Raw genomic sequence first — 16,485 nt, 5'->3', positions numbered from 1 at the left:
TATTATGATTGGGGATTAGTATCGTCAGTTTTGGTTGAATCTTCTTCTGGAGCTTCATTTTTAGAACTTTCATCCTTATTGCTAGAAGTTTGAGCTTTCACAGGAGAAGTGCTTTCAGATTCTTTTTTATCATAAAGCTTAGCTTTGAATTGATTAATTTCTTGTTCATGTTTTTCATTCAATTTAGTTCTTGACTTTTCTTCTTGCTTAAATAGAAAAATAACCACTATGAATAGAACAAGGCCAGCAATAGAGCTGTATTGAACCAAATCCATTTGCTTAAATAAATCAAATAAAAAGTTGAGGTCATTCTTACCTATTGATATTATGACAACTGTGGCTATATGAAAGATAAGGAGTGCCACAAAAACTATAGTTCTAAAAGTTTTCATAAAAAGGATGTTCTGATGGTTTTGATTATGAATATAAACAAATATAGAAATATTTTAACAACTAAAGCTTCGAGATCACATGAATAGCAAATTGCAGGAAATTAATTACATGCTTGACTTTAGGATACGGATTGAATTTCTATCAGCTTTTTATAAACACCGCCCTTTGCCATCAAATCATCATGTTGACCTTCTTCTATGATTTCTCCTTCTTGCATCACAAATATTTTATCAGCCTCCTGAATGGTGCTTAATCTGTGTGCAATTACTATAGAAGTCCTATTTTTCATCAGATTAGTTAATGCATCTTGCACCAATTTTTCTGATTCCGAATCTAAGGCAGAGGTCGCTTCGTCCAAAATTAATATGTCTGGATTTTTCAAAATAGCTCGTGCAATGCTAATTCTTTGTCTTTGCCCACCAGAAAGTTTAGTTCCTCTTTCACCCATTTTAGCTTCATAGCCACCTTCCATTTGGGAAATAAACTCATGAGCATTGGCTACTTTTGCTGCTTGCATCACTTCCTCCAAAGTACATTCAGGTTTACCAAAAGCTATATTATTAAAAATAGTATCGTTGAATAAAATGGACTCTTGACTGACGATTCCCATTTTTTCCCTTATACTTTCCACTCTTAAATCCTTCAATGAAACACCATCAATTTGTACTTCGCCTTCGATGGGATCATAAAAACGAGGAATCAAATCGGCCATAGTAGATTTCCCTCCCCCTGAAGGACCTACCAACGCTATTGTTTCTCCTTTTTGAATGTTGATATTGATATTATTCAATACTTTTTCTTCTCCATAAGCAAAGGATACATTCTTGAAGCTTAATTCCCTTTTAAATTCCACTAATTTTTTAGCTGTGGACTTATCTTTTATAGCGGGTTCTAAATCTATTATTCCAAAAATCCTTTCAGCTGAGGCCAAACCTCGTTGCACATTACTGAAAGCTGTTGACAATGCTTTAGCTGGCACCAACAATTGGGAATAAATGGCGATAAATGTGATAAAGCTTCCTGCGCTTAATTCAGATTCTCCACCAAGAATCATGGATCCTCCAATCAATAAAACAGCTACAACCACAAATACTCCCAGAAATTCTGATGTTGGGCTTGACAGCGCTTGTCTTTTTTGCATGCTTACGTTTACTTTAGCATAAACATCTACCTCACCTTCAAATCTTTTCTTAGAAAATAATATAGCATTAAATGCTTTTATGATACGCATACCTCCTATGGTCTCTTCCAAAATATTTGAAATATTGCCAATAGTTTCTTGACTCTTTATCGCTCTTTTCTTTATCGAGATTGCAATATAAGAAATGATAAAGCCAGATAATGGTAAAATAATTAATGTAATGCCCGTAAGCTTTGCAGATATGAAGAATAAAGCAACAAAATAACCAATCAACATTAAAGGTTCTTTAACCACCACCTTCAAGCTATTCACCACTGTATTTTCAACTTCTTGTACATCTGCCATTACTTTCGACATGATATTACCCTTACGTTCTTCGGTATAGTAGCCGATGTGCATATTTATTAAGCGATCGTAGAGTGCATTTCTTAGATTGGAAATCACATTTGCTCGAACTATAGCGGAAATTACAGCCAGCAGATATTTGAATAAGTTGGAAAGAAATATACTAACGATTAAAATCCCGCAAACGAATTGAAGTGCTAAAAACCGATCCTCTTGTACAAGATCAAGGAAATAATAATTAAATACATCCTTGAAATATTGTAACCCCAAATAAAAATCAGGAATGGACTCAGGGATTTCAGCTGCATCGGTCTCCACCATAAATAGTACGTTCAACACGGGAGTTAGCACTCCTAATGTAATGACACTAAATACGGTTTGAAATAATGCATATATCAAATATTGAGGTGCTAACCAGCCCAAAGGTTTTGCATAAGTAAGCACTCTAAAATATGTTTTCATTTGTATTTTTTAATTGTTTTTAGCCCTAACATTAACTGTGCTAAGCTATGAGATACTCCAATTCTTATAATGGAGTGCAATTTACGAGTTAAATTATGGAAAGGAGAACGAACTTATCTAAAACAAATTTTCTCTCTTAGGAATATTTGCCCGAACTGAGGCACCGAAGAAGCTGTTTTCCGAATTATTATTTTCGAACTCACTTACTTGATTTCGGATGCTGTAATTAAGGTCAATGAAAACATTGTGATAGGGCATATAGCTTAAACTCAATTTCACAAACCTTAAAGTATTGCTTTCCCCCTGTCCAATAGTGTGGCCAAACTGCCATCTGCTACCCGTATCAGGATTGATATGATTGTATCGGCTATTGTTAGTTTTAAAAATGTCCCCACCAAAATGAGCATTAGCTGTGGTATCAGTCCCAAATTCGGCCATCACTGCCTGAGCTTTAAAATGAATTCTCGGACTTATTTGATATCGCAAAGTCGCTATCCATTCTTCAAAGTTTGCGCCTAATGGATGTGCTAAAGGCTGTTTATAATTTGCATAGTTCGAGAAATTAGAATCATGGGCGTACATAAAAGGCCGTGCTACATTATATTCAGCTTGCAAGTCCAAATTTGGGATTTCAAAGACGTTAATATATTTCAAACCAGCTTGAACCGCCCATTTATTGGCCCACCAGCCACCTTGTCGCAAATTATCAATTAAAAATTCATCTAATACCAGTTGTCCGTATAGGCTGAATCTCTTCAGGAACAGTGCTCTAAAATCCATACCAACTAAAGCATTACCCGTACTGCCATCTTGCTGTTCCAAAGCACGGTAAAAAATAATTGGATTGAAATACACAGGGTCGATTGGATTTTGCGCCACGGAAGAATCACCCGACATAATGGCTTCAAATATCCCAATATTAATGTTATCGGTAATATTGTAACTCAAATGATGAAGCGACATAAATTTTCTTGGATATTTATTTCGAGTACCCGATAGTTGATTCCCACTAGAAATTAAATCAGCTGTTTGAAGTCCAAACAGATTTGTATAATTCAATCTCCAGATGTTCGTTTCGGCTTTTAAAAACATGTAGCCTGTTGCGAAATCACTTAATATTAACGAGCGCTCTCCATTGCCGATAAAAAACCGATCATGCCCAAATTGCAAATTGATGTTTTTGGTAGCTTGAAAAGAAATATAACCACGAGCGGTGAAAAAATCTACTCCTTGTTTATTATCACCATAAGGCTTCCAAAATCCTTCATTAGGAACAGCATCAAAATCACTAATATAAGTATTAACATGATTGGGAAATACAACTTGATTTTCTCCCACAAAAGTGTAAAATCCAAGCTTATTGTTAATCAACCCTCTCACTTCCAATCCACGAGTATTGGTATATAATCTGTTATCACTGATGCTTTCTTGACCAACAGAAAGAGCTAGAACAGGATTAATGTGCAAATCAAATTCTTCAGTATGCACATTTAGAAAATCAGGTTTGGTTTTATAAATATGACCGAAAATACCTTTGCTGTTTTTGTAATTGGTGCTATCTGCCCATTCCCAGCTATCATTCTTCAAGTAGTTATAATTAAATTTATCTCTCCTATTAAAATTATCTGTATCTAAACTATCCATAAACTGAGCAATTTCTTTTCGGTTAAAAGGCTTCATGGAAGCATGAAAACTATCAGAAAATTTCCCACTATTTATTTCAAAGCGCTCTAAAAGGTGGTAATAGTCACGATTTAGTGGTGCATTTACAGCCTGAGAGTAAGCGATTGATCCAGAGAAAAGAAGTGCAATGGTGAATATTAATCTCATATAGAATAAATTAAGGCTGCAAGATAGCTAAAATATTAGAGTGGATAAATAAAGGAAGGCTTGGAAAGAACAAATGCTTGCCTTATTTTTGCATTCCTTTTAAAAGAATTGGTTGGAAATCAATAATTTAATTAATTAGTTATGAAAAAAGATACTCATCCGGAATACAAAGAAGTTGTTTTCTGGGATACTCAAGCAGACGTGAAATTCTTAACGAGGTCAACAATGTCCTCAAACGAAACCATCAAAATGGAAGATGGCAAAGAATATCCGGTAGTTAAAATAGAAGTAAGTTCAGCTTCTCACCCTTTTTATACAGGAAAGAAAATTTTCTTGGATACTGCAGGTCGTGTGGAGAAGTTCAACCAAAAATACAAGAAGAAATAATTTATATTTCTTTCAAAAGAGTTCAAAACCTCTTCGATTTCAAATTCGGAGAGGTTTTTTTATGCCTTGACCACAAAATAGACAGCCAAGGCTGTTTCTTTTAACCACTAAGTATCTCTAAGAATTTCACTAAGTGCACAAAGTGAAAGCTGAGGATGTTGAGATAACAGAATAATATGACTAAGTATGACTAATTATGTTTCCAATTCTTTTGAAATTCATTCGTAGAATTTCAGATTTATAAAATGAAGCTTGTAAATTTGGGACATGAACTATTTGCTCATAGAACAAGCCGACTTTAGAAATCAACTTAAACCCTTTACTTTCACGCGCCCAATAGCGGAAATTCGAGTGGGAATTTTAACTATTCGTGAAAAGTGGGAAAAACATTTAGATGGATCATTGTCTCATATATCAACTCCCACTTTAAGTGAGAAATACCCAACAAAAACCGAAGCTCAGAATATATTAATCAATAGCTCTGTTTGCCCTAATCCTGAGCTAGTAAAGGCAATTCAGCTTGGCGCAAGCTTGAAAAAAGATGGTGTCTTAATTTCAGCGGCCGCCACAGAAGAAGAAATAGGATTTTTTGATCCTAAGCAAAAATTGGAAGAAGCTGCTGAATATGATGGAGATATTAACTTGATCACTCAGAGCTGGCATATCTTTCAGAAAAATGCAGATGAAATCAGAAGTGATTTTGAATTGATCACTGCGGGAAGAAATACCCAACATGTCAATGATCCACACACTTCCGTTTACGGAGAAAAGAATATTTTCATAGAAGAAGGAGCATCCATTAAAGCTTCAATTTTGAATGCCGAGAACGGTCCAATTTACATAGGTAAAAATGCACAAATCCATGAAGGCGCCATTATTAAAGGTCCTTTTGCTATGCTGGATAATTCGCATGTGAATATGGGAGCAAAGATAAAGGGCGATTCTACCATTGGTCCTTTCTGCAAAGTAGGTGGTGAAGTAAGTAATTCAGTATTCTTTGGCTATTCCAGTAAAGGACATGATGGCTTTATCGGGAACTCTGTAGTAGGTGAATGGTGTAATCTAGGCGCGGACACCAATACTTCCAATTTGAAAAATAATTACGCCAATGTAAAGCTTTGGGATTATGCCAAAGGCGGATTTAAAGATACTGGTTTACAATTTTGTGGTTTAATGATGGGCGACCATTCCAAATGCGGAATCAATACGATGTTTAATACCGGAACGGTTGTAGGCGTTAGTGCCAACATTTTTGGAAGTGGATTTCCAAGGAATTTCATTCCTTCTTTTGCTTGGGGAGGAGCAGCTGGATTCTCTACTTTTCAAGTGAAAAAAGCATTTGAAGTGGCGCAGAAAGTTATGGAAAGAAGAGATAAAACATTGGACGAAGTGGAACAAAAAATCCTGACTGAGCATTTTCAGGAAAGCAAGTTAGATAGGATTTGGGAGAAAGAATGAGATTTTAAATTTTAGCTAGGATGGTTGGTGTGCCACCAGCCATGGTAGTACCCACGATCGGTGGCACACCGACCGGAATCTGAATTAGCGAAATATAAATTACCCTGAAAGGTCTTTTTTAAAACATTTAATACTAAAAACACAAAAGATGAAATTAGCAATAGGTGGCGATCATGCCGGATTTGAATACAAAAAGCAATTGGTTGAATTTCTTAAGAAAGAAGGGCATGAAGTAAAAGATTTCGGTCCGGATACAGATGCCTCTGTTGATTACCCAGATCATGTACATCCGTTATCAGAAGCTGTTGAAAAAGGTGAATTTGAATTAGGGATATTAATTTGTGGAAGCGCGAATGGAGTTGCTATGACGGCCAATAAGCATCAGGGAATCCGAGCAGGTATTGCTTGGGAAGATGAATTAGCTGCACTTACTCGTCAGCACAATAATGCTAATGTCATTTGCATCCCAGCTCGTTTTATTGATTATGATAAAACATTATCTATTGTAAAAACTTTCTTAGCGACTGAGTTTGAAGGTGGCAGACATGAAAGAAGAGTTGACAAGATTGGTTGTTAATTGACTTTAGGAGAGCATTGTACTGATTCCCTTGAAGATCAAAAAAGAATCAGTCTAGACTTAGCGCAAAGATCGGATAGTCGTCATTTTGATCTCCGAAATCCGACTATCCCTTCGTAGGTCGCATTTTCATAAAAATCAGTCAACCTTTCTCCACCATTTTCTGCACAGCAGGCAATATTTCCATCACAGTCTTCAGGATAAGTTAAATTATAAGTACAGGGCTGATAAACATTGAAAAATTGCTTGTTGTCTAGAATATAAAGCTCCATGCGGAAATCACAGCTATTCAAAGTCTCTCCTTTATATGGAGTCAACTCATATTCATCCATTTTTTCATCAATACAATCTCTTTCAATGGCTTTCTCTGAACAGCCAATGATGAATAGAATTGACAAGTACAAGCTGATAGTTTTTAAAAAATGCATAGATTACTTTTGATGTAAATAAAAATAGCAAATTTTTCAAGATATTGCTAGCGCTTCAAAGAAGCCTTATTAAAAATGTAATCTGGAATTTCAGGATTAAACTGAATATCAAGCACAATAAAGTCAGTGCCTTCTCCACTCATTAACATGTCTTTATAATTGATTTTTGTGGGGTACCAACGCCCATCGATTTCTTTTACATCCTCCAACTTAACTCTTTTTAATAATTGCCCACTTTTGGCAAAGAGATCTTCTTTGAGCGGAACAAAGCGTTCAGTATCTACCCAGGTTTTTCTTGTTTGATAGCTAACATCTTCTACAATTGCATTTAGTTCAAGTACATAACAAGTGCGATCACCAATTTTTTCTTCGCCAACAATTGTAGCTTCATATATTTCCTTCAATTCTCTGTCTTCCATCATATCTTCATAGGATAGATCGGAACCCATCACAGATTGCCTTAACATGTGCCCTGATAATTGAATAGTCCTGTCAGTGGAGGGATTATAAATCCATAATTTATCCTCTAATTTTAGCATTTTTGTACCTTTTTCTCTTTCAGGAGAGAGGTACTCAGTAAATGATTTCTCATTTCCTTCCGCATATCCTTTTGATACAATTTCTCTGGTGTTACGCTTTCCTCTAATGACCATTTTAGATTCAGTAATAGTGGAGTTAGCGTTCATATTGTCTTTGACTTTATCCAATACTTGATCTGCCGTAATTTGAGCTTGGGTAAAGAAGCTAAGCAAAATTAATAATCCAATCAGTGATATTTTTAGCAAGGTTTTCATACTTCTAATTCTTTAAATAAGTGAGCGGTTTCTCTTTTGTAAATTCCCATGCCAGATAGCATATTGCCTAAAACCATAGCTACCAAACCAGGAATAAAGCCAATATATAGTTGACTTGGAATAATTTTAGCCCGTATGGTAGACGGCATGATCATACTGGACTGATTTAATAAATCACTAATATCAAGACCGACTTCCTGCATATAATATGTAGCAAGCAGACCAAAAAGGGTTCCAATGATGCTTCCGATTGCTCCTATCAAAATGGCTTCAATTATCGATTTTCTGTAGATACTACCTTTAGATTCTCCTAATGCGAGGCGTATTCCATATTCCTTATATCTTCTGAGTCCACCTAATAAACCGGTATTCCATAGCACTACAGACATAGCTAAAATCAGGACAGTTACAATGATTTGTGACATATAATTGCTGTATGCCAGGATTTCACCTAATCCATTTTGATCTTCAAGGCTTTGCATTTCAGGAGCAAATTCATCCCCGGTGTCTTCATATTGAGCATTAAACTTTTTGACGATGTTTTCCGCACTTTCACTTTGATACTGCTCATTATTGAAAAAGCCTAATATTTCAGTAGCTCCATTTTCCATATTTAGAATTTGCTGCGCATCTGATATATCCATGATAACTGCACCTCTGTCAAAACCAATGTTCCCAAATTTCACGGTGCCGGAAATGGTGTAATTCTGAAATGCCATGCTACCGTACATAGTGGCACCAACATAAGTGATTTGGTCTCCAATCTCTATTTCTAATTTATCTGCAAAGTCATTGGAAATCAGCACTTCACCATTCTCCTTAGGGAGATTACCTTTTATAATGGAGTTTCTGATATTTAGTCGGTCTAATTCCATACTATTTTCTGAAAGAAGAGAAACAGCCATCACCGCAGCTGGGCCTTGACTTCTACTATTGCCCTCATCATCAGGAACATCTAGAAGGCCTCCAAACTTTATCCTTTGAACCCACTGCATGTCAGGATATTCAGCCTGTAATTCATCCTTTAGTTCTTCAGTTTCCAAAAGAGCCAGGTCTATTGGCAGCTGATCCTTATTTTGCGCATAGGCTTTGCTCATTATTTTGACATGACCAGTTTCAAATCGGGCGTTTTGCTGAATAACATCCTGAAAAACGCCTGCTAAATAGCCGCTTAGAAACACCGTTAAAGTAACACCTAATGCCACAATGATTATGGGTAAAAGGCTTCTGTTCTTATCTCTTACTATTCCTTTTAAAATAAACTGTATCATTGGACTTTTCCTTTAAGTGCATCAACAGGATCCATTTTTGCTATATTCCTCGATGGAATGAAACTAACAATGGTTGCGGATAATACCACCAGTGCGATAGTACCCATAATAAGCCCGATAGTGAAGGCAGGGTATATGCGTTGCGCGATTGTAACCCCCATATCTTGCTGTGTAACATAATCAGGCATCCCTATCCCAAAGGTTGAAAAATACCAAAATATCGGAACGCCAATTATTGTACCTACTATGCTAGCCAAAATGCTATACATACTTCCTTCCACTGTAAATAATTGAACCACTTGCCAGCGTGTCATCCCCAACGCAATATAGGTTCCTATTTCTTTTTGCCTTCTAAAAATCGATAGCACTTGAGTATCAAAAATAGCGAGCAAGGCTATTCCTAAGAGCAGAAAATACAGGATAGAACTACTAGCACTTTTCATTTCAATAATTTCCTGTAACTGCTTTAATAATTCTGCTTGTGATTTAAAATACCACGCGTCCACGGGCGAATGAGAATAGTTTTCACCTGCTATAAAGTAGGTAGCCTCTCCCTTTAACCCGGTCATGTTCCACAGCCTCTCAATAGGTATCCAAATCTGACCCGCGTCTACAGAAGTGACATCGGTTTCAAAAATGTCAGCAATTGTAATTTCTGCGGCATCGAAGGTCCCATTTTTATCTCGCCACCTTAATAGCAGTTGATCTCCAACTTCCAGTTTATTGGATGAGGCCATTCGTTTACCGATCAAAGCTGGAATATTGGCATCAGACTTGGCGAATGCTTCAGTTGGCAATTCTAATATTTTTTGAGCTGAATCTATACCTTTCATCAAAACAGAAACCATTCTTCCTTCAGGATAAAGTGATGCCTGTTGGATCAAAACAGCTGTTAAATTTTCACTTTGGGAAGTATTTAATTTTCCATGTGCTTCGTTTATGGAAAAGGGGTCAAGGGGATCGTAATCTTGATGCCGTAATTGACCATGGCCATATTCCCATTTTATACTTTCTCTCTGTGCTTGTAAATTCCAGCCATCCAGATAAGCATTAAAAAATATAATAACAATAAAAGTGAAAGCCAGAATTCCAATATTTAACCAGCTGCGCAAACCCGCACCGACTAAATTTTTATATGCTAATTGTAATGCAAGTTTCATGTGTATAGTGTTTGTTTTTAAATTGTCACATGGAATTCCCATAAATCTATTCATCCCTCTGTTGGTAAATTAGGGAATCTAGATTTATGCTCATTTCATGACTTTGGATTTTGAGCAGTTATGATTTCATCTTTTTCGACCTCACCACCTTTTAGGTGAACGATGCGGTTCATATACTGCATTACCTTTTCATCATGAGTTGAAAATAAAAAAGTAGTACCCAGCTCCTCATTGAGCTTTTTCATGGTCTGAATGATTGCATGAGCATTAGTTGCATCCAAATTAGCCGTTGGTTCATCGGCTAACACTATTTTAGGTTCTTTCACCATTGCTCTTGCAATAGCGACTCTTTGCCCTTCTCCACCTGAAAGTTTTGAGGGCTTTTTATTAGGAATATTTTCCAGCCCCACCCATTCCAACGCTTGCATCACTGCTTTTCTTCTCTCTTCCTTGCTTTTGTTTTGCAAGAGTAAAGCAAATTCTACATTCTCAAATACCGTATAGACAGGCAATAAATTGTATACCTGAAAAATAAAACCTAAATGCAGATTTCTCAATTGAGCAGATTCTTTATGACTTAATTCTGCTACGTTTTTATCCATCACCCAGGCATTTCCACTACTCGGCTGATCCAAAGATCCTATGATATTCAGCAGTGTTGTTTTACCAGAACCACTGGGACCAACTATTCCTGAAAATTCACCCTTCTCAAAATTGAGACTGATATTCTTCAAGGCAACAAACTCCCCTTCTCCTTCAGGAAATTTTTTGGTGACATTTTCAATTTTGATGATAGGTTCCATAAGCAGATAATTTAGTGATTATAGACCAGCATAATGCGCACACCTGGCCCTGAAAAGTTATTGACTAATTCATTTTGTTGAATCCCCTGAAATTCAGACGGATTGTAATAGGCCATTAAATAGCCTATGATTTTATTGAATTGATGCTGATAATTTAGAAAAAAAGTAGTGCTTTCCGTTTCCCAGCTGTAGTAGGCCAAGCCACTCAAGCTATCAAAAAAACCTAAAGGATAACTTAAACTGGCAGCTGTGATATTGGCGTAATTATCAGAAAAGCCACTTTCACTATTTCCAAATAATAGATGTTCGCTAATGACGGTGAGTCCATTACCTAAGCCGAAAGTATAATCGGCTCCAAGATTTATTAGATTTTGATTAGTCAAAACACCAATATTTTCAGCTTTATGAATATAAGTAGATTCTAGCCAAAGTCCGACTACCCAATCTAATTTAACATCTACTGCCCAGCGGTTTTCAGCAATATTGTTGAATGCATTATCATTTAAAAAACTACTTGCATCGGCCTTTCTATGGTGATATGTAAAGCCAATTTCTCCTGTGAGCAATGGAAGTTGAACACGCCCTCCGAATTCAGGTACATTTTTATTTGTAGCGACAGCATCAAAGCCTCTTCTCTTGTTGTTTCCATATAGACCCCAGAGCCAAATATTCGCATTATTTTGAAAATAGTAATTTCCCATAACGCCATATACTCCATTTGTTAAAGCCAAAGGATCGCGAGGGTCAATTTGATTGAACCATTGCAAAGGACGAAGCAAAGTGGCCACGCCAAAATCCAGTTTTTGCAAGCCTGCCCGAATTTGAAAATTTTGGCCAGCATAACGCGCCCATAATCGATAGGGGTCTATATTTCCATTAGTTTGGTTGTCTTGAAAAGGGTCTGAAAGAATAGAACCACTGATATTGGCAGCAGCTAAAACATCAAAGCTTTTGCCTGAATCTATAGCATATGTGTAATTGATTTCAGGAATATAGCGTCCACCCATGAATAAATAATACTGATTATCCGGACTGTAATTACCAAAAGCAGAAACTTGTCCATCCCAAGAAATCTGGCTTTTCAGAAGGAAAGGGGCAAAAATTAGCAATATGATAATTAATTGTCTCATGAGTCATCGTTTGACAAAAATCCCATAAAAGAAGAAATTGCTTAATTCCATTATGGCTTCATCGATGCTCTTGAACATTTTCAGGAAATGCTCATCTTGCATTTTAGTTCGAATCACTCCCAACATATCCATAATAAATTCAGGTTTTAGATCTTTTCTGACCCAGCCTTCTTTTTTAGCTTTTTCAAAATCAGCTATCATTACTTTATAAGATTTTAAGGTATGCTTCTCAACAAGTTCGCTTAGCGCTGAGCCATCTTCCGTTAAGATTTCATTAATGAATTCCTTGCTTATATTTTTGGACTCTTGATGTTTAAGTTTTAAAACCTCATTAATTTTTTCTGGAAAAGGTTTTTTTTCATCCATGATAGCCGAATATCTTCTCAGGTTATCTTCCAAAATCGCTTCTAAAATTTCCTCTGCAGCATGTTCCTTATTTACAAAGCGCCTGTAAAAGGTCATTTTGCTTACGTCTGCCTGCTCGCAAATTTCCTCCACGGTTACTTTCTTTAAACCATACTTCCAAAATAAAGCTTTGGCACTTTCTAATATCGCTTTTTGACTTTTAGTCATTTACTTTAAATGTTACTAATTGAATATTATGTTACAATAATAGTATTATTTTTTAAATACGTAACATTAAAGAAATGGTTTGTGATTTAACGCCTTTTAAAACTGATTGATCACTTCAGTGAGCATTGCCTTTTTAATTCCTTTTTTGTAAACAAAATAATCTTCCAATTGAGATATGCTGAGCTGGTGGGTAGCAATTAATCCTTTGATGATGGTTCCTAAATAATGCTGGTTCGGTGAGTTTATTCCATTTACCAAGTATTTTTCATTCGTAAAAGTGAAGATTGGGGCATCACCTTCTTCCCCTAAATATAGTAAATTCCCGTACCAGCTGTTCTCTCTTACAATTAAGGATTCTTCCTTTTGGGTTCTATTAAAATCAATTTTGATTGGCTCATGTGTATTGTTCTCTTGCTGAACAACCTCCAAAAACTGTTGCCGAGTAATCAGATACATATTGCCTAATGTCTTAGCCTTATTATTTTTCTCAGGATTGATGAAACAAACGCCTCCTCCATTCCATACTCCAGCACTTTTAGCGAAATATAATTCATGTGGTATTAGGATAGGTTGTTGATCTATTGGTGGCTTTTGATCTATACAACCTTGATAAGTTCTCGTAGCACCTTCTGGCTTTCCTCCTTGGATGTAGCACTTAAACCTTTCTATAGAAATATTAGAGCCGTAGCTAGCGTACCAAATATGAGTGCTCAATTCATCCATCTAAAAATGATTTTATCAAATCAAAGCAAAGTCAAGCTACGACAAAATCCCCTGAATATCCTCCTTACTTAAGCTCTTCATAAAACTTTCCTCAGTGCTAATTAAATCCCTAGCCAGGGTCAATTTTTTCTCCTGTAGCGCTAATATCTTTTCTTCTACAGTATTTTTTGTGATAAATTTATAAGTGAAGACTTGTTGCTTTTGTCCAATTCTATGAGCTCTATCTACTGCTTGTTGCTCAATGGCAGGATTCCACCATGGATCCAGTAAAAACACATAATCTGCTGCTGTTAGGTTTAAACCCAATCCACCAGCTTTTAGAGAAATTAAGAATACTGATAGGTCTTGATTTTCTTGGAACAGTTTTACTTGCTTTTGACGATCTTTGGTAGTACCATCCAAATAGGCATATTTTATATGACTACGTTCCATGAATTCTTTAAATAAGCTCAAATGTTTTACAAATTGACTGAATATCAAAACCTTATGCCCTTCTGAAATAATTGAAGTCAACATATGGGTAACATCTTCCATTTTTCCTGAATCGCCTTGATATTCAGGGTCTACCATTTTTGGATGGTTAGCAATTTGTCGCAACTGAGTTAAGCCTTGCAATAATATCATTTGTGAACTGCGAATCCCTTTTTTCTCAATTTCATCCAAAATCATATCACGGAAGTAATTTTTTACTTCCTCATATTTCTCTTCCTGCATGGTGGTCATGCCAGAATAATGGACATTCTCAATTTTATCGGGAAGTTCGGTTGCTACCTGTGATTTATGTCTCCTCAAAATAAATGGCTTAATCAGTGTTGCCAATTTTTGGGATTTTTGCTCATCCCTTTTTTTCTCAATTGGTGTCACAAACTCATCTTTAAAGAATTTCTTATTGCCTAGCAAACCAGGGTTTACGAATGACATTTGAGACCATAAATCCATTGTACTGTTTTCCACAGGTGTACCTGTTAAGACTAATTTTCTACGAGATTTTAATTTTTTAACTGCTTTGGCGATATGGGAATCTGGGTTTTTGATTGCTTGAGATTCATCCAGAATAATATAATTAAATAAAAATTCAGAAAGGATTTCTACATCCAAGCGGGTAATACCGTAAGAAGTCAAAATCAAGTCGTAATCTTCAAATTGTTTACTGTCTTTGATCCTGTTTGTCCCTGTATAGACAAATATTTTTAATTCAGGTGTAAACTTTTCTGCTTCTGATTGCCAGTTATAAACCAAGGATGTAGGCATGATCAATAGGCTTGCCGCAGTCCTGCCACTTTCTTTCTCCGATTGCAGCATGGCCAGTGTTTGTACGGTTTTCCCCAATCCCATATCATCAGCTAAGCAACCGCCAAAATTATATTGATTTAAGAATTGCAGCCAATTAAATCCTTCCTTTTGATAAGGACGTAATTCCCCTGAGAAATCTTCAGGCATTGGGTGATCATCTATTTGAGTAAAGTCCTTAAGCTTCGCTAACTTTCGGTCCATTTGCACCTTCGCAAGGTTACTTTTTTCCATTTCACTCACCAATGACAAATGATGCTTCCTCATTTTCATGGCATCTTCATTTCCATTTTCCATAAAGCTGAAAAGCTCTGAATAATCTTCAAACCAGTGCGATGGAATTACTGCCGTCTGATTATTAGGTAATTGAAATTCAGTTTGATTATTCAAAATATGCTTTCTGAGCTCTTTAAAAGGAATCTCATAGTCTCCAAAAATAACTACTGCATTGATATCAAACCAATCGATACCTTCTGATATATCAATTTCAATAGAAGATTTACCAACAAAGTAGTTCTTATCACTTACTTGTTTTTCTTGCTGTATTTCAACCTGATTCTCATCCAGCCAATCCACATTTTTAGAAATCCAGCTAAAGGCTTGCGTTTTAGGAGCAGTAACTTTTCCTTTCAAAATATTCAAACCTCTATCTACCATGGCATCTCTCAGGCTCTTTTCTTTCAAAATATTTCTGACCAAACGTTTAAAAACGAACTGTCCATCTTCCTTTTCAACTTTTACCGAAACTCCCTCTCCTTTACCAAGCGGGAAAGTATGTTCTCCATATTGGAACTTCAGTTCCATTAATAATTTCCCTTCGTCTTCTATATCTTTATCGCCATTACTAAATAGATCAAGATTTTTTCCTGCTGTAGCAGCTAATTCTGAAATTTTCAATTTGGGAAAGGGTTCCTCGCGATAAGTTTTAATCTTAAATCCTCTGGCAAAAACATCAAAGGAGGCAACCAGCGGGGCAACAAATTTTTTGAAGTAGGTTTCTTCTACCTTCTGAGGAATTGCTATGAATTTTTTATTGAGAAAAGGTTTGATCTTTTTGCCCTCAGGATCTTTTTCAAATGAGTATAATTTCTGATCCACTACAAGCCAGGCCGGTTCATTACAAATTAGATAGGCTCCTTTATACTGAAACTCTAATTTTTCACCATTATGCTTAATAGTAGGGAAATAGTGGGTATTGTCTTCATTCTTTACAAAATGGAAAAGGATAGTGGCTTTTTCTTCCATTATTTCAATTTGGCGCCAGGCGGGTTCACCATCATTACCCATCTCAAAAAGCATTTTGCCTTTTATTCGGCTTAAAATTTCCGAACGCCTTCTTTCCATATAGCGCTCTATTTCGTCCTTCACTAGGTCATTACCACCTTCTATATTATAAAATTTATCAAAAAATTCAGCGGGCTTCATTTTCTTCTTCGCAAACTTCCTTACCACCACATCCTGCTGCATTTCATCCATTAGCTCAATCAATTCATAATCAACATCATCCAAGCCTTTTCCAAATTCCTTGGCATTTTTAGAAGAAATGTTTTGATGCGAAAAAGTTAATTCACCTCTACTGTTTATTTGCACTACAAAAGATTCAAATGTGTAGCCCAAATATTCATGTTCAAACAGTGAATATATTAGTTGAAACGGTTGAGTGGTGTATACCTTCATGGATAAAACTTATCAATCAAACAGCTTTTGTTAATTTTTTAGA

The 16,485-nt window shown here is 36.1% G+C and carries 15 protein-coding genes; 3 read left to right on the top strand and 12 right to left on the bottom strand.

Going from position 1 to position 16,485, the window contains the following annotated elements; all coding sequences use genetic code 11:
- Window positions 1-2: 2 nt before the first annotated feature.
- From FTRAC_RS13105 to FTRAC_RS13095, 3 genes are all read right to left on the bottom strand, one after another.
- The gene (locus FTRAC_RS13105; protein ID WP_013454743.1) at window positions 3-392 is read right to left on the bottom strand and encodes a hypothetical protein; all 390 of its coding nucleotides are present in this window, start codon (window positions 390-392) and stop codon (window positions 3-5) included.
- Between the two features lie 119 nt (window positions 393-511).
- Window positions 512-2,341 carry an ABC transporter ATP-binding protein gene (locus FTRAC_RS13100; protein ID WP_013454742.1) on the bottom strand — a complete coding sequence of 610 codons (1,830 nt, stop codon included), beginning with the start codon at window positions 2,339-2,341 and terminating at the stop codon, window positions 512-514.
- 117 nt (window positions 2,342-2,458) lie between these two features.
- Window positions 2,459-4,171 (bottom strand): capsule assembly Wzi family protein, encoded by a 1,713-nt coding sequence (locus FTRAC_RS13095; protein WP_013454741.1) that lies wholly within the window; start codon window positions 4,169-4,171, stop codon window positions 2,459-2,461.
- Between the two features lie 141 nt (window positions 4,172-4,312).
- On the opposite strand from FTRAC_RS13095, the gene FTRAC_RS13090 reads away from it, so the two are divergent.
- From FTRAC_RS13090 to rpiB, 3 genes are all read left to right on the top strand, one after another.
- Window positions 4,313-4,558, top strand: coding sequence for a type B 50S ribosomal protein L31 (locus tag FTRAC_RS13090; RefSeq protein ID WP_013454740.1), 246 nt, complete (start codon window positions 4,313-4,315; stop codon window positions 4,556-4,558).
- Window positions 4,559-4,825: 267 nt separating this feature from the next.
- Window positions 4,826-6,016 (top strand): GlmU family protein, encoded by a 1,191-nt coding sequence (locus FTRAC_RS13085; protein ID WP_013454739.1) that lies wholly within the window; start codon window positions 4,826-4,828, stop codon window positions 6,014-6,016.
- Window positions 6,017-6,164: 148 nt separating this feature from the next.
- Window positions 6,165-6,593, top strand: coding sequence for a ribose 5-phosphate isomerase B (gene rpiB / locus FTRAC_RS13080; RefSeq protein WP_013454738.1), 429 nt, complete (start codon window positions 6,165-6,167; stop codon window positions 6,591-6,593).
- A gap of 83 nt (window positions 6,594-6,676) precedes the next feature.
- Here rpiB and FTRAC_RS13075 read toward each other — a convergent pair whose 3' ends face one another.
- The 9 genes from FTRAC_RS13075 to FTRAC_RS13035 form a co-directional block, all read right to left on the bottom strand.
- Window positions 6,677-7,021: a hypothetical protein gene (locus FTRAC_RS13075; RefSeq protein WP_013454737.1), complete on the bottom strand. Its 345-nt coding sequence runs from the start codon at window positions 7,019-7,021 to the stop codon at window positions 6,677-6,679.
- 47 nt (window positions 7,022-7,068) lie between these two features.
- Window positions 7,069-7,815: an outer membrane lipoprotein-sorting protein gene (locus tag FTRAC_RS13070; RefSeq protein WP_013454736.1), complete on the bottom strand. Its 747-nt coding sequence runs from the start codon at window positions 7,813-7,815 to the stop codon at window positions 7,069-7,071.
- On the bottom strand, window positions 7,812-9,086 hold the full coding sequence (locus FTRAC_RS13065) for an ABC transporter permease (RefSeq protein WP_013454735.1): 1,275 nt from the start codon (window positions 9,084-9,086) through the stop codon (window positions 7,812-7,814). The genes FTRAC_RS13070 and FTRAC_RS13065 overlap by 4 nt, the downstream gene beginning before the upstream one ends.
- Window positions 9,083-10,246 carry an ABC transporter permease gene (locus FTRAC_RS13060; protein WP_013454734.1) on the bottom strand — a complete coding sequence of 388 codons (1,164 nt, stop codon included), beginning with the start codon at window positions 10,244-10,246 and terminating at the stop codon, window positions 9,083-9,085. The genes FTRAC_RS13065 and FTRAC_RS13060 overlap by 4 nt, the downstream gene beginning before the upstream one ends.
- A 95-nt stretch (window positions 10,247-10,341) precedes the next feature.
- Window positions 10,342-11,049, bottom strand: coding sequence for an ABC transporter ATP-binding protein (locus FTRAC_RS13055; RefSeq protein WP_013454733.1), 708 nt, complete (start codon window positions 11,047-11,049; stop codon window positions 10,342-10,344).
- 11 nt (window positions 11,050-11,060) lie between these two features.
- A complete protein-coding gene (locus FTRAC_RS13050; RefSeq protein WP_013454732.1) occupies window positions 11,061-12,179 on the bottom strand; it encodes a hypothetical protein in 1,119 nt (372 codons plus the stop codon).
- A 3-nt stretch (window positions 12,180-12,182) separates the two neighbouring features.
- A complete protein-coding gene (locus FTRAC_RS13045) occupies window positions 12,183-12,752 on the bottom strand; it encodes a TetR/AcrR family transcriptional regulator (protein WP_013454731.1) in 570 nt (189 codons plus the stop codon).
- 96 nt (window positions 12,753-12,848) lie between these two features.
- Entirely contained in the window at window positions 12,849-13,475 is a 627-nt protein-coding gene (locus tag FTRAC_RS13040; RefSeq protein ID WP_013454730.1) for a hypothetical protein, read from the bottom strand.
- Window positions 13,476-13,511: 36 nt separating this feature from the next.
- Entirely contained in the window at window positions 13,512-16,442 is a 2,931-nt protein-coding gene (locus tag FTRAC_RS13035) for a DEAD/DEAH box helicase (RefSeq protein WP_013454729.1), read from the bottom strand.
- Window positions 16,443-16,485: the final 43 nt, after the last annotated feature.

Source organism: Marivirga tractuosa DSM 4126 (genome assembly GCF_000183425.1).
Lineage (GTDB): Bacteria > Bacteroidota > Bacteroidia > Cytophagales > Cyclobacteriaceae > Marivirga > Marivirga tractuosa.
Note: the sequence above shows the minus strand (reverse complement) of the source record. Positions and strands in the feature narration are given on the sequence as shown.

Bases quoted from the DNA above. Each gene is read 5' to 3' on its own strand.
- FTRAC_RS13040 (WP_013454730.1), bottom strand. From the start codon at position 13,475: ATGGATGAATTGAGCACTCATATTTGGTACGCTAGCTACGGCTCTAAT.
- FTRAC_RS13085 (WP_013454739.1), top strand. From the start codon at position 4,826: ATGAACTATTTGCTCATAGAACAAGCCGACTTTAGAAATCAACTTAAA.
- FTRAC_RS13090 (WP_013454740.1), top strand. From the start codon at position 4,313: ATGAAAAAAGATACTCATCCGGAATACAAAGAAGTTGTTTTCTGGGAT.
- FTRAC_RS13100 (WP_013454742.1), bottom strand. From the start codon at position 2,341: ATGAAAACATATTTTAGAGTGCTTACTTATGCAAAACCTTTGGGCTGG.
- FTRAC_RS13050 (WP_013454732.1), bottom strand. From the start codon at position 12,179: ATGAGACAATTAATTATCATATTGCTAATTTTTGCCCCTTTCCTTCTG.
- FTRAC_RS13055 (WP_013454733.1), bottom strand. From the start codon at position 11,049: ATGGAACCTATCATCAAAATTGAAAATGTCACCAAAAAATTTCCTGAA.
- FTRAC_RS13045 (WP_013454731.1), bottom strand. From the start codon at position 12,752: ATGACTAAAAGTCAAAAAGCGATATTAGAAAGTGCCAAAGCTTTATTT.
- rpiB (WP_013454738.1), top strand. From the start codon at position 6,165: ATGAAATTAGCAATAGGTGGCGATCATGCCGGATTTGAATACAAAAAG.
- FTRAC_RS13060 (WP_013454734.1), bottom strand. From the start codon at position 10,246: ATGAAACTTGCATTACAATTAGCATATAAAAATTTAGTCGGTGCGGGT.
- FTRAC_RS13035 (WP_013454729.1), bottom strand. From the start codon at position 16,442: ATGAAGGTATACACCACTCAACCGTTTCAACTAATATATTCACTGTTT.
- FTRAC_RS13105 (WP_013454743.1), bottom strand. From the start codon at position 392: ATGAAAACTTTTAGAACTATAGTTTTTGTGGCACTCCTTATCTTTCAT.
- FTRAC_RS13095 (WP_013454741.1), bottom strand. From the start codon at position 4,171: ATGAGATTAATATTCACCATTGCACTTCTTTTCTCTGGATCAATCGCT.
- FTRAC_RS13075 (WP_013454737.1), bottom strand. From the start codon at position 7,021: ATGCATTTTTTAAAAACTATCAGCTTGTACTTGTCAATTCTATTCATC.
- FTRAC_RS13065 (WP_013454735.1), bottom strand. From the start codon at position 9,086: ATGATACAGTTTATTTTAAAAGGAATAGTAAGAGATAAGAACAGAAGC.
- FTRAC_RS13070 (WP_013454736.1), bottom strand. From the start codon at position 7,815: ATGAAAACCTTGCTAAAAATATCACTGATTGGATTATTAATTTTGCTT.